The following is a 12723-nucleotide window of genomic DNA, read 5'->3' on the forward strand; positions in this document are numbered from 1 at the left end:
CCACCAGCCGATGGCGACGAAGAGCAGTGACGTGAGCAGCACCTGCAACATCCCCACCCCCAGCACCAACCGGCGCATCGCCAGCAATTTCGGCAGGGAGAACTCCAACCCCAGCGAGAACATCAGAAAGACGATCCCCAGCTCGGCAATGGTCTGCATGATCGACTGGCCGGTGATCACCGCCAGCCCGTGGGGGCCGAGCAAGACGCCGGCAATCAGGTAGGCAAGGATGACCGGCAAGCCGAGGCGCCGGAAAGTTGCCACCAGCAGAACGGCGGCGAACAACAGGATCAACAGGTCGGTGTACAAATTTTCCTCTCCTTTTATCGACTTAAGCTTAGTCAGCCGATCTGGCGGGCAGGAAAGATATATTGGGCATGCCAATTGCAGGGAGGAGACAGTAGTCAGGTGTTACAGGTGGAAGACCATGGAAAATACGTCGTCACTTAATGGCTTTAGCCATGGCATCGAGCAGTGGGTTCGCCAGATGGAGCGGCTCACGCCGTTGCCCAGCGTTGAACGCAACCAGTTGCTCGAGCAGTTGTTGGGGCAGAGCGATCTCGGCGGTCTGCTGACAACTTTTGCCGATCGTGCGGCAAGAATTGTCAGGATCCACGGTCTCTACCTCGATTGTGGCCAGCCCCATGTGCTGATCCAGCACCCGCCGCTGGCCACCCTCAACCTGCACAACTATCCGTTCGAACTGCGCGGTCAGCATGGCCAGCTGCTCGGCCAGCTCCACTACGAGCTGGAACATCCGATGAGCGGCAGCCAGCAACGGGTACTGATGCAATACCATCAGCTGCTCTGCCTGCTGCTGCCCCTCTATCTGCGGCTGGAAAAACTGGATCAGCTGGTCAGGCTCGATCACCTGACCGGCCTTGGCAACCGCTCCTACTTTGACGAGGCCATCGGTCGCGCCATCGAACAGCACAGCCGCGAGCCCCACGGTCTGGTGCTGGTGCTGCTGGATCTCGATCGCTTCAAGCAGATCAATGACACCTGGGGCCATCCGGTGGGGGATCTGGTGCTGAGCCGCTTCGCCCAGCTGCTCAAGGGGTGCATCCGCAGTACGGATCAAGCCTTCCGGCTCGGGGGAGATGAATTTGCCCTGCTGCTGCAACCGGCCGAACCCGAGGCGTGGCGCCCGGTCTGGCTGCGACTGCAGCACATGTTGATGACCAACAAGGAGCTCAGCACCTTCTCGGTCGGATGCAGCCTTGGCGCCGCCAGCTGGCAATCCGGGGTCGATGTGCCGAGCCTCTACGAGGCGGCCGACAGTCACCTCTACGCCCGCAAGAAAGCAGGCAAGGCCAGCCCTAACGAATAATCGCGAACTCTTCTTTGCTCCGGCACATGCGCGCCATGTGACCGGAGCTTCTTTTTTTGGGGCTAATCCCCCCTCACACCGAGATCACCTCAGGCAAGATCCTGCTCGAGCAGGATGGGGGCTGCACCGCTCCCCTGCCAGTGGCACACCAGCCCGGCCCCCTGTGCCATAAAACCGTCGCAGACAAAGAGCCCCACCACCGCCGCCACCTGCTCGCCATAGTAGAGGATGGGAATGCGCCCCCGCTGCCACGAAGGCACGCCATACTCCTGCAGCAGCTTCTTCATCCGCCGACTGCCGCTTCGCCCCACCGGTTTGAGGGGGATCCCGGGCGCCACCTGAAAACGCACCGAGAGCGGCTCGTCCGCTCGGGGGGAACGCAACAGATCCTCGCCGTGCTCCGCCATGCGCACCACCAGCTCACCCAACCCGTCCGGCAAGGTCAGCGGCTCACCCACGGTGAGCGGCAACACCTGATGACAGGGTTGCAGGTCAGGGCTCACCAGATAGAGCCGCTCCTGAAAACGACGACAGCTCTGGCGCCCCCAGTTGAGCCGGGGATTGGCATCGCCGCGCGCCAACGCTACCTCCTGCCAGAGCCGGACAAGCTGCTCGCGGGATGGCATCTCCCCCCCCTGACGGCGGATCCAGTAGCGCAGCAGGTTGTTGCGCCGGGTGGGTGAAAGGGCGTGCAGCGGGCCGATATGGAGTGCCTCCCCCTCGCCCGCCAGCTGCCAGTCGCTCTCGGCAAGCTCCTCCAGCAGCGCTTCCTGCTCGGCGCACAGGGCCATGCTGCGCGCCGCGGTCTGGGCCATGGCGGGCCAGCGCGCCTTGAGCTGGGGGATAAGCGTCTGGCGCAAAAAGTTGCGGTCATAGCTCACATCCTGATTGCTCTCATCCTCCACCCAGCCAAAGGGGAGGCTCGCCGCCGCCTCGGCCAGCTCGGCGCGACTCATATCGAGCAGCGGACGCAACAACAGGCCGCTGGCAAAGGGCTGGCTTGGCAGGATCCCCGCCAGCCCGCGCAGACCGGCGCCGCGCTTGAGGGCCAGCAGCAGGGTCTCCAGCTGATCGTCCTGATGGTGGGCGGTGAGCAGCCACTCCCCCTCCCGCATCCGGGCGGTCAGCCGCTGGTAACGGGCGGTGCGAGCCTGCGCCTCCAGACTCTCGCCATTGCCACGGGCCAGAGTCACCCGCTCGACCAGCAGTTCCACCGCCAATTGCTGACACACGACTTCACAATGAGTGACCCACTCATCGGCATGGGAACTGAGGCCGTGGTGCACGTGCAGGGCGCGAACTGGCAGGCCGTGCTCGCGAGCATACTGCGCAGCCAGCACCAGCAGCAGGGTGGAGTCGAGGCCGCCACTGAAGGCCACCAGCAGACCGGTGGAACCTTCCGGCGCTGGCATAGTCAGACAAAAGCGAGAATAAAGATGAGAAATCATAGGCTTCCCCAAAACGGACCGGCCGATCTTAGCAGAGTCGGGCTTATCAAGCTGCAACCCTGCTGCTAGAGTGAGGCTCGCCCGCCCTCTCCACCAAGCTGGCCGCAAGGCGGTCGCACAACCGGTTGGAGCAAGGAAGATGGGCAGGGAAGCAAACAATCCGAATTGGAATCAAACAAGATGAACAATAAGAAAAGCTTACTGGCCGGCCTGATTGGACTGGCACTGCTGGCTGGCTGCAGTCAGGCACCGCAAGACTCCCCCAAACACTCCGGGCTGGCGCTGGCCAATATGGACACCCAGGTCAAACCCGGCGATGACTTCTTCCGTTACGTCAATGGCAAGTGGCTCGCCACCGCCAAGATCCCCGACGATCGTCCCGCCGATGGCGCCTTCTACATGCTGCGGGACAAATCCCTCGCCGATGTGCGGGTGCTGGTCGAGGGGCTGGCCAAGCAGGAGGCCGCCACCGGCACGCCGACCCAGCAGATCCGCGATCTCTACGCCAGCTATCTGGATCAGGCTAGCCGTGACGCCAAGGGGCTCACCCCGCTGGCACCGGCGCTGGCAGATATCGATCGGATCGGTGATCAGGCCGCGCTGGCCCGTGCCTTTGCCCAGTCGGGCCGCATGGGCGGCGGCGCGCCGTTCGGCATCTGGATCGACGCCGATGCCAAGTCCCCCGACCGCTATGCGGTTTACCTCTATCAAGGTGGACTGGGGCTGCCGGATCGGGACTACTACCTCAAGCAGGATCCCGAGAGTCAGGCCCTGCGCCAGAAGTACCAGCAGCATATCGCCGCCATGCTGAGCCGCCTCGGGGAATCTGACCCGAGCGGCAAGGCCAAGCGGATTCTGGCCCTCGAAACCCGGCTCGCCACCATCCAGTGGGACAACGTCGCCCTGCGGGATCGGGAGAAGAACTACAACAAGCGCCCCGCCAGCGAACTGGCACGGCTCGCCCCTCATCTCGACTGGCAGGCCTATCTGAACGCCGCGGGCATTGCTGGCCAGCCGGAGCTCATCATCGGTCAGCCGACCTATCTGAGCGCGCTGGATCAGGTGATGGCCCAGACCCCCATCGCCGACTGGCAGGCCTACCTCAAGTGGCAACTGCTGACCGACTACGCACCCTATCTCGACAGCGAGACCGACCGCGCCAACTTCGCCTTCTACGGCACCACCCTGAGCGGCACGCCCAAGCAGCGCGCCAGCTGGGAGCGGGCACTGGGGGTATTGAACGATCATCTGGGTGAAGCGGTCGGCCAGCTCTATGTGGCCAGCTACTTCCCGCCAGCGGCCAAGGAGCGGATGGAGCAGCTGGTGGAGAACCTGCGCACCGCCTACGGCCAGAGCATCAAGGAGCTCGACTGGATGTCGCCCGAGACCAAGGCGCAGGCACTCGAGAAGCTGGCCAAGTTCCGCCCCAAGATCGGCTACCCCGACCAGTGGAAGGATTACAGCGCCATCACCATCAAACCGGATGATCTGGTGGGCAACCTGCAACGCTCGCAAGCCTTTGAATACGCAGACAGTCTGGCGCGCCTCGGCAAGCCGGTCGACCGGGACGAGTGGCACATGTCGCCGCAGACGGTGAATGCCTACTACAACCCGAGCAACAACGAGATCGTCTTCCCGGCGGCCATCTTGCAGCCCCCCTTCTTCGACATGACGGCGGATGATGCGGTCAACTACGGCGCCATCGGCGGGGTCATTGGTCACGAGATGGGCCACGGTTTTGATGATCAGGGGGCCAAATCCGACGGCGACGGCATGATGCGCGACTGGTGGATGCCGCAGGATCTCAAGGAGTTCCGCTTCCGCACCAGCCGGCTGGTGGCCCAGTACAACCGCTTCGAGCCCATCAACGGCCAGTTCGTCAACGGCCAGTTTACCCTGGGGGAGAACATCGGTGATCTGGGCGGCCTAACCATAGCCCACAAGGCCTACAAGCTGTCGCTCGATGGCAAGGAGGCACCGGTGCTGGATGGCTTCACCGGCGAACAGCGCTTCTTCCTCGGCTGGGCGCAGGTGTGGAAGGGGATGTATCGCCCCGAGCTGATGCAGATGCTGCTGCGCTCCGACCCCCACTCGCCCCCCGAGTACCGGGTCAATGGCGTGGTGCCGAACATTCCCGCCTTCTATGAGGCATTCAACATCCAGCCGGGGGACAAACTCTATCTGCCGCCCCAGAAGCGGGTGAAGATCTGGTAGCAACATCACGGCGGGCTCCCCGGGAGCCCGCACTCAAGAGACAGCAAGAGGTTGCAAGATGAACAGAGCATTGATGATGGCAGGGCTGCTAACCCTGCCGCTGGCGGCACAAGCCGAAGAGGGATTTAGCAAGCAACTGACCCTCCCCTCCGGGCAGGTGATCCGGGTGGCGCAGGGGGCCGGTGAGCCCGCCTCCATCGGCAGCTATGACATGCGGCTCTATTCGGGCCAGAACGCCCAGTTTCCACTGGATGAGTTTCAGGATGGCAAGGTGATGGCCCGTAACGGCTTTATCCGGGAGCTGAAACTGGTCGATTTGAATGGCGACAAGCAGCCCGAGCTGGTGGTCATCATCGAGAGCGCTGGCAGCGGCAGCTATCAGGATGCCGATGCCTACACCGTCAGTCCGCAAGGGGAGCTGGAGATCTTCAATCAAGTCAAGGAGCTGGAGCCCAAAGAGGATGTGGTCAAGGCGCTCAGAAGCCCGCAGGACTGAGCCCTCTCCCCGAATCTGAAATATAAAAGCCCTGATGATCAGGGCTTTGTTGTTTCTTCTGTGCGCGTAATCAGCTCAGAGGCGGGTCGCCCGGATAGAGACCTGCGGCAGCGCCATCTCGTGCTGGGCAGCAACCAGTTGCAGCTCGTAGGCCCCCGCCAGCCAGGTCCGGGCCAGTACCGCATCCACGCTGGCGTTGGTAAGTTCGAACGCCGCTACCGGGGTACAACCGGCCAGCAGATTGGCCAGCATGGTGGCGCTCAGCAGATCCCCCACCCCGATGGGATGGCGGGCAAAAGGGTAGAGCGGGCGGGAAAGATGAAAGGTCCCCTCCTCGCACACCAGCAGCATCTCGAAGCGGTCCATGGCAAAACCGGCCTTGCCCAGATGCTTGACCATCACCAGCTTGACCCCTTGCGCGCGCAGCTGCTGGCACGCCTCGATGGCCTCCGGCACATTGCGGATATCGCGGCCGGTGAGCTGTTCCAGCTCCAGCAGATTGGGGGCCAGCATATCGGCGCAGGCCAGTGCCCGGTTTTTCAGAAAATCGGCGACGCCGGGTGCCACTATGCACCCCTTGTCGGGGTGACCCATCACGGGGTCACAAAAGTAGAGGGCGGCCGGATTGATCGCCTTGAGCCGAGCCACCGCCGCCAGGATCTCCTCCCCCTGTTCGGCCGAGCCGAGGTAGCCGCTCAGCAGCGCATCGCACTCGGCCAGCACGCCGATCTCCGCCAGGCCGTTTACCAGCTGACGGATATGGCCGCCGGGCATCACCATCCCCTGCCAGCCTTCGCGGTATTGGGTGTGGTTGGAGAACTGCACCGTGTTCATCGGCCACACCTCGATCCCGAGGCGACGCATGGGAAAAACGGCGGCGCTGTTGCCGGCACAGCCAAAGACTACGTGGGATTGAATGGAGAGCACTCGCTTCATGATTGGCGACTCACGCAATAAGAACAGGAATTCCGGAGGGAAAAACGGGCCTTGCGGCCCGTTGTTGTCACTTTCGACTGTTGTCACTGTCGATTAACGCAGCACCTTGACGGTGTAGCTGCCATCGGCCTGACGATAGAGGCCGTGGATGTCGGTCTCAAAACCCGGGTAGTGGGCACCGATCTCGCACAGCATCTCGAGGAACTCGAGCACCGGCAGAGAATCCTGGGTCACCATCTCGCCCGGCAGAACCAACGGAACTCCCGGCGGGTACGGCAGGATCATGTTGGCGCTGATGCGGTCAACCATGTCACGCAACGGCACCTCTTCCAGATTGCCCGCCAGCTCTTGCTGCCATGCAGCGTGCGGGGTCATCTTCATCTCCGGCAGCACGTCGAACGCCTTGAACATCAGCTCCGGCAGACGGTATTTGCAGGTCAGATCGTGGATGCTCTGGGCCAGCTCCTGAATGCGCATCCCTTCGTAGAAGCTCGGATCTTCACGATAGAGGCTCGGCAGGATGTTTTTGATGGTCAGGTTCAGGTCATAGCCACGCTTGAACTCGGTCAGGGCGCGCAGCAGCTGCATCGCCTTGGACTGATCGATACCGATGGAGAAGAGGAACAGCATGTTGTAAGGGCCGGTCTTCTCGACCACGATGCCGCGCTCGTCCAGGAACTTGGAGACCAGTGAAGCAGGAATGCCCTTCTCCAGCAGCTTGCCATCACGACCCATACCCGGGGTCAGCAGGGTGACCTTGATCGGATCCAGGTACATGTGGTTGTCATCGATGTCCTTGAAGCCGTGCCAGTCATCTTTCGGATCAAGCTTCCAGCACTCGACGGTGTCGATGTTGTCCGGCTGCCATACGTCGAAGAACCAGCCTTCGCTCTGATCACGCAGACGCTTGATCTCTTTGCGGAAGGAGATGGCGCGATCGATGGAGTCCTTGATCAGACGCTTGCCGGTGTTGCCACGCATCATGGCAGCGGAGATCTCGGTCGATGCCACGATGCCGTACTGCGGCGAGGTGGAGGTGTGCATCATGAAGGCTTCGTTGAAGGTCTCTTCCTCCACGTCACCCTTGATGTGGATCATCGAGGCCTGGGAGAAGGCCGCCAGCAGCTTGTGGGTGGACTGGGTTTCATAGAACACCTTGCCCGGCATCGCTTCGCCGCTCATGCCGCACTTGCCTTCATAGATCGGGCTGAAGTTGGTGTAAGGCACCCAGGCACTGTCGAAGTGGATGTAAGGGGTATCCAGACTCTCCTTGATGAAGCCGGTGTTGTAGAGCAGGCCATCATAGGTGGAGTTGGTGACGACGGCGTAACGGGGAGCCTGGGCACCCGGTGTCGCGGCAACCTTGGCAGCGATGGTGTCGCGGCTGAATTCGCTCTGCGGGATACCACCCAGAATGCCGTAGGCGTTGCGGGTCGGACGGAAGTAGATCGGCGTCACGTCGTTCATCATCATCAGGTGAGTGAGCGACTTGTGGCAGTTACGGTCAACCAGCACTGTGCTGCCGGCCGGCGCGGAGTACATGCCGACGATCTTGTTGGCAGTGGAGGTACCGTTGGTAACGATGTAGGAGCGATCGGCGTTGAAGGTACGGGCGATGTACTCTTCGGCTTCCTTGTGCGGACCTGAGTGATCCAGCAGGGAGCCCAGCTCCGGCATGGAGATGGAGACGTCGGCCTTGAACGCGTTCGGGCCATAGAAGTCATAGAAGATGCTGCCGGCCGGGCTCATCTGGAAGGCGGTACCGCCCATGTGACCCGGAGTACAGAAGGTGTATTTACCCTCTTCCACGTACTTGAACAACGCCTTGGTGAACGGCGGCAGGATGGCGTCCTGATACTCCTGAGTGGCCTGACCCATCTTGAGGGCGATGTCGTCGGCCATGCCGAGACGGTACTCGAAGAAGTGCACGTTCAGACGCAGGTCGGTCAGGTGAATGTCCAGGGTGGACTGGTCGTTGGCGAAGGCGAAGATCGGCAGCTTCTCGTTGCGATCATGGATCTCCTTGCACAGGCCCAGAGAGTATTTGTCCCAGTCGAAGATGGCGCCGCAAACGCGGGGGTTCTTCTCGATCAGTTTCAGCAGGTCGGCCACATCGACCGGATAAACAACCTCGAAACCCTTGCGCTCGAGGGAGGCTTGCAGCTGGCGAATGGGTTCTTCTTTAAAGAAGACGCCCAGGTGGTTGAGGATGGCAATGATATTCATCGTAATGCTCCACACGTAAAGGGGCGCTCTCCATCAGGGATGGTGAGTGAAGAGCGCTCGGAAGATAAAAGGGGGAATTAGTTGCTGGGTTGTTCGTTCAGCAGGGCGTCGTGCTGACGCAGACCCTGTTTTTTGGCGTAGAACATCAGGATGATGAGCGACACCACGAAGGTAGCGGTGAGGTTGGAACCCTTGGCACCCATCAGGGCCACCAGACAGAAGACACAGGCCACACCGGAGAAGATCATCGCGCCGATGCTGCGGGAGGTCATGCCCTCGAAGCGGATCAGGTTAATGCTGGAGTAGAAGTAGGGCAGCATGGTCAGCAGCACCGCATCTGTGGTCAGCACGTTGAAGAGATCGGCAGCGTGAGCGGACTGGGAAGTGAAGGCGGTCAGGCCAACCATCAGGGCAGTCATCTTGAGGGAGCCCAGGATCAGACCCTTCTTGGCGACGCCGTTCTTGTCCACTTCGCCATAGATTTTCGGGAAGTTGCCGTCGTTGGCGGCACGCTTGCCCGCCTCGCCCACCAGCATCATCCAGGAGCCCAGCGAGGTGAAGCAGGCCAGGGCGGTGAAGGCAGAGACGAATGGTGCAGACCAGCTACCGAAGATGGCGGAAGAGGCCATGGCAAACGGGGCGCCGGAGGCAGCCACTTCACCGGCCGGGAACATGCCGCTGATCACCTGGGTAGAGAGGATGTAGATAACACCCGCGATACCGGTACCCAGCATGGTAGCGAGCGGTACGGTGCGCTTGGGGTTCTTCACCATGCCGGAAGAGACGGCGGCAGATTCAACACCGACGAAGGACCAGAGGCAGATCAGCACGGCGCTGATGACCGCATGCAGGTCGCTGCCGCTGGTGGTGTTCCAGTTCTGGCTGTAGACGGTGGCATCAAAATGACCCCAGCCCATCACCGCAGTACCGACAACCGGCAGCAGGATCAGCACCAGACCCAGGGTACAGAGTCGGCTCACCCAGCTACCGCCAAGCAGGTTGACGAAGGTGAAGATCCAGACGGCAGCGATGGTGGCTGCGGCGGCCGGAATTGGGCTGTTGAGAATGGGGAAGAAGACCGAGAGGTAGGAGACGCCGGTAATGGCGATGGCCAGGTTACCGATCCAGTTGGCGTGGTAATAAAGCACACCGGTCTGGAAACCGAACACCGGAGAGATCTCGCCAGCGTAAGCAATGGGGCCACCCTCTTGCGGGTTCTTGGTAGCAAGGCGGGCGAAGACAAAGGCGAGGCCCATGGCGCCTACCAGACAGATTGCCCAGCTAAAGACAGAGATGGAGCCGATGGTGGCCAGTGCCGAAGGCAGCAGCGCAATACCACTCCCCATCATGTTGCCGGCCACCACACCTGTACAGGCGATAAGGCCAATCTTCTTGCTCGTATCTAGGGACATAAGATCTCCGGTTCTATAAAAGGTCGGGTCGTCACATACACATTTGGCGGAACGCCCCGCCAAAGAATGGGCACAGACTAGGCCTCTCATCCCCGGAAAACATAAAGACCAGCTAACGGATAAAAATATGAGCCAACTTTTTTCGCTGTCTCATTATTTTTGATAAAAACCATTTAAAAACAGTCAATTGACATCAGGTCACACCGCCACCTTGATAAAACCTTGATATCCTTCCGCCCCATTTTGGCCCCTTGATAACCCCCTTATCTCGCCGTCTTGATATTTTTGGCCAGATAAACCCGCGATAAAGCAGCTCCCATTGCGCCCACTCCCCTTGTAACCATCTCGAAGCCCTTTGGAGTGTTACCCTGAGTGGCCGCTCACCTCCTGTTCGGCCCTCAGCTCGGCTCATCACAATCCAGGCTCAGAGGTAAAACTCAACGGCGATAAACGGTAAGCAATGAGAAATGGGTCGTGACGGACAGCTTATCCCGCCGCCAACAATCAGCAGATGTCACAAGCTGCACACGGCGCAAAGCCGGGCAAACGCGAGTGCCGCGAATGCCGCGGGCAAGACAAAGGCAGATGTATATAGTGGGGAACTGCGGGGGATAAATCGGGCCGCACCAGAGCGACCATCCCCGGTGGCAAACATGCAGGATTGAGACGAGCAGAAACCGCACAGGCCGCCCGAAGGCAGCCTGTGGATGAGGTCGGCAACCGCACCGACCGGGGAAAACCAACACTGCGGTGTTAAAAGAGCTTCACCTTGCTCTGGCCCAGCGCATTGAACAGAGCCGGGGTGAGGCTCTCCATATTGCTGTAGAAACCGAGCTGCTGGCAGAGCAGATAGGTCTGCTCGGTCGCCTCCATCAGAAAGGCCTGACTGTAGGCATCACCCGCCGCCTCGGGGCGACCGTCCAGCTCCGCCAGCTTGCCCTGCAGTATGTAGTAGAGCACCGAGCGGCCGCGACTCGCCGCCTTCTCCAACAGATAGTTGGCCTGCTGTTGCTGGCCGTTGAGGATCGCCTGCAGGGTCAACGCCTCCCACACCCGAGCAGGGAGAGCGCCGCTGTTTTGCACCACGCGGGCTAGATGGGTGCCAATCTCCTGCAGCCGCTCGCTCTCGGATTTGCCCGCCAGGGTGGCCAGCGCCTCGCCTGCCAGATAGCGCTCCGCCAGCAGCAGCGGCTGATCCGGATGGACAATCAGCGCCTGCTCCAGCAGATCGATGCCGCGCTTGAGGGCGACCGGATCCCGGCTGTTGATGTAGTACTGCGCCTCCATCATCGCCATCAGGGAGGCATCGTCGGTCGGCCAGCCCATCCCCGGCTCGGCATCGGGTTGGTCGAGGGCACGCAGCAGATCCTGGCTGCTCGCCTGCAACACGCCGTGCACACTGTGGCGACTGAGCTGGTACTGATGGCTGAACAGCACCCGGTTGGTGTTGATATTGCGATACTCCAGATCGAGATAGGTGCCGCGCGGCTGGCGGGTGACCCGCACGCTCAGCTCCTTGCCGGGCATGATTCCCCCCATCAGAGTGGTGGCACCGTACTGCACCCGCAAAGGCGTAGCCACGGCCACCTCCCCCATCAGGGCTCGGGTAATGCCATCGGCGAGGCGCACGTTCTCGTTGTTGTCATCCATGCCGGAGTGAAAGCGAAACACCAGCAGATTGGGATCCAGCATGGCGTGCACCTGGGGGCTGGTGTGCTGGTAGCTGAGCATGCTGACAATGGCGATCAGCACGATGGCAACGAAGATATCGAAACTCACCATCTTCCAGCGGCTGCGGGCATCCTTGGCATGGGTGGAGATGGCCCGGGTCAGGGGCCCGGCGGGAAAAGGGGCGACATTGGGCTGTGCATCATCATCCTGATCAGCCGCAGGCGGGCTCAGATCGGAGAGAGTCGGGTTGTCGGAGAGAGCGGTATTGACCGCGGGCGCGGGCTGCTCGTCCACCATCACCACGGAAACCACCTGCAGTGGCCGTACCGGTGCCACCAGTTTGTAGCCGCGCTTGGGCACGGTGACGATATAGTCGGTCGCATCGGTGCGACCATCTTTGAGGATCTTGCGCAGTTCGAAGATGGACTGGGTCACCACCTGATCGGTTACCTCGGCGCCATCCCACACCTCGTTGATCAGGGCATCGCGGCCAAACACGGTGCCGGCATTATGGGCCAGAAACCGCAACAGGTTGACCAGCCGGGGTTCGAGGTAGACCTCGCGGTCGGGGCGACACAACATGTTGTCGTCAACGCTCAGGGTCCAGTCATGGATCTCTAAAACCGATTCGCTCATGATTCACTCGCTGCAGATGGTGACAATGCACGATGAGAGAGACGCAAAACCCGGGCTGACTGAACGGAACAAGGCGCTATCACCACAGGTGACAGATAAAAAGAGAACCGAAGCAATCACATCTCTGAGAGTCAGTCTGGCCAGGCCATCCTGTTTACGTCTGAAGGGCATCCTTGCGGGCATTCCGACCACCGGGATCGGAAGGGAGCACTTTAAGCAAAACGAGAGCTGGATCCCACTTTTTTTGGCTATAAATCGCCGTTGAGTTGATCCGACACCGCACTTTTCGGCAAATAGCGTGCCAGCTAGTATTCATATGAACATCCCATATACCGGAATCAAAAAGCCCTGAAC

General features: G+C 60.8%; 10 protein-coding genes. 3 read left to right on the forward strand and 7 right to left on the reverse strand.

Annotation, left to right across the window (positions count from 1 at the left end; all coding sequences use genetic code 11):
• Positions 1-309, reverse strand: a 309-nt coding sequence (locus DBR30_RS14030; RefSeq protein WP_181363586.1) for a cation:proton antiporter domain-containing protein, incomplete at its 3' end; no start/stop codon positions are given.
• A gap of 118 nt (positions 310-427) precedes the next feature.
• Between DBR30_RS14030 and DBR30_RS14035 the strand changes: the two genes are divergently transcribed.
• Positions 428-1330, forward strand: coding sequence for a GGDEF domain-containing protein (locus tag DBR30_RS14035; RefSeq protein WP_043818917.1), 903 nt, complete (start codon positions 428-430; stop codon positions 1328-1330).
• Between the two features lie 89 nt (positions 1331-1419).
• On the opposite strand, the gene tilS is transcribed toward DBR30_RS14035, so the two are convergent.
• On the reverse strand, positions 1420-2778 hold the full coding sequence (tilS, locus tag DBR30_RS14040) for a tRNA lysidine(34) synthetase TilS (protein ID WP_108588395.1): 1359 nt from the start codon (positions 2776-2778) through the stop codon (positions 1420-1422).
• A gap of 180 nt (positions 2779-2958) precedes the next feature.
• On the opposite strand from tilS, the gene DBR30_RS14045 reads away from it, so the two are divergent.
• Positions 2959-4992: a M13 family metallopeptidase gene (locus tag DBR30_RS14045; RefSeq protein WP_181363587.1), complete on the forward strand. Its 2034-nt coding sequence runs from the start codon at positions 2959-2961 to the stop codon at positions 4990-4992.
• 58 nt (positions 4993-5050) lie between these two features.
• A complete protein-coding gene (locus DBR30_RS14050) occupies positions 5051-5488 on the forward strand; it encodes a PliI family lysozyme inhibitor of I-type lysozyme (protein WP_108541095.1) in 438 nt (145 codons plus the stop codon).
• A 75-nt stretch (positions 5489-5563) separates the two neighbouring features.
• Here the strand turns inward: DBR30_RS14050 and pdxY are convergent, their stop codons facing one another.
• From pdxY to DBR30_RS21390, 5 genes are all read right to left on the reverse strand, one after another.
• A complete protein-coding gene (gene pdxY, locus DBR30_RS14055; RefSeq protein WP_047435702.1) occupies positions 5564-6424 on the reverse strand; it encodes a pyridoxal kinase PdxY in 861 nt (286 codons plus the stop codon).
• A 93-nt stretch (positions 6425-6517) separates the two neighbouring features.
• Positions 6518-8650: a lysine decarboxylase CadA gene (locus DBR30_RS14060; RefSeq protein ID WP_069526264.1), complete on the reverse strand. Its 2133-nt coding sequence runs from the start codon at positions 8648-8650 to the stop codon at positions 6518-6520.
• Between the two features lie 77 nt (positions 8651-8727).
• Positions 8728-10062: a cadaverine/lysine antiporter gene (cadB, locus tag DBR30_RS14065; protein WP_005347861.1), complete on the reverse strand. Its 1335-nt coding sequence runs from the start codon at positions 10060-10062 to the stop codon at positions 8728-8730.
• Between the two features lie 753 nt (positions 10063-10815).
• Positions 10816-12369: a lysine decarboxylation/transport transcriptional activator CadC gene (gene cadC / locus DBR30_RS14070; protein ID WP_108541096.1), complete on the reverse strand. Its 1554-nt coding sequence runs from the start codon at positions 12367-12369 to the stop codon at positions 10816-10818.
• A 154-nt stretch (positions 12370-12523) separates the two neighbouring features.
• Positions 12524-12723: hypothetical protein (locus DBR30_RS21390; RefSeq protein WP_219927572.1), on the reverse strand; the 200-nt coding region annotated here is incomplete at its 5' end.

This window comes from Aeromonas sp. HMWF017, from assembly GCF_003061465.1.
GTDB lineage: Bacteria > Pseudomonadota > Gammaproteobacteria > Enterobacterales > Aeromonadaceae > Aeromonas > Aeromonas veronii.

What these genes read in the sequence shown, in the direction of transcription:
- DBR30_RS14035 (WP_043818917.1), top strand. Translation starts at nt 428, where the DNA reads ATGGAAAATACGTCGTCACTTAATGGCTTTAGCCATGGCATCGAGCAG.
- tilS (WP_108588395.1), bottom strand. Translation starts at nt 2,778, where the DNA reads ATGATTTCTCATCTTTATTCTCGCTTTTGTCTGACTATGCCAGCGCCG.
- DBR30_RS14045 (WP_181363587.1), top strand. Translation starts at nt 2,959, where the DNA reads ATGAACAATAAGAAAAGCTTACTGGCCGGCCTGATTGGACTGGCACTG.
- DBR30_RS14050 (WP_108541095.1), top strand. Translation starts at nt 5,051, where the DNA reads ATGAACAGAGCATTGATGATGGCAGGGCTGCTAACCCTGCCGCTGGCG.
- pdxY (WP_047435702.1), bottom strand. Translation starts at nt 6,424, where the DNA reads ATGAAGCGAGTGCTCTCCATTCAATCCCACGTAGTCTTTGGCTGTGCC.
- DBR30_RS14060 (WP_069526264.1), bottom strand. Translation starts at nt 8,650, where the DNA reads ATGAATATCATTGCCATCCTCAACCACCTGGGCGTCTTCTTTAAAGAA.
- cadB (WP_005347861.1), bottom strand. Translation starts at nt 10,062, where the DNA reads ATGTCCCTAGATACGAGCAAGAAGATTGGCCTTATCGCCTGTACAGGT.
- cadC (WP_108541096.1), bottom strand. Translation starts at nt 12,369, where the DNA reads ATGAGCGAATCGGTTTTAGAGATCCATGACTGGACCCTGAGCGTTGAC.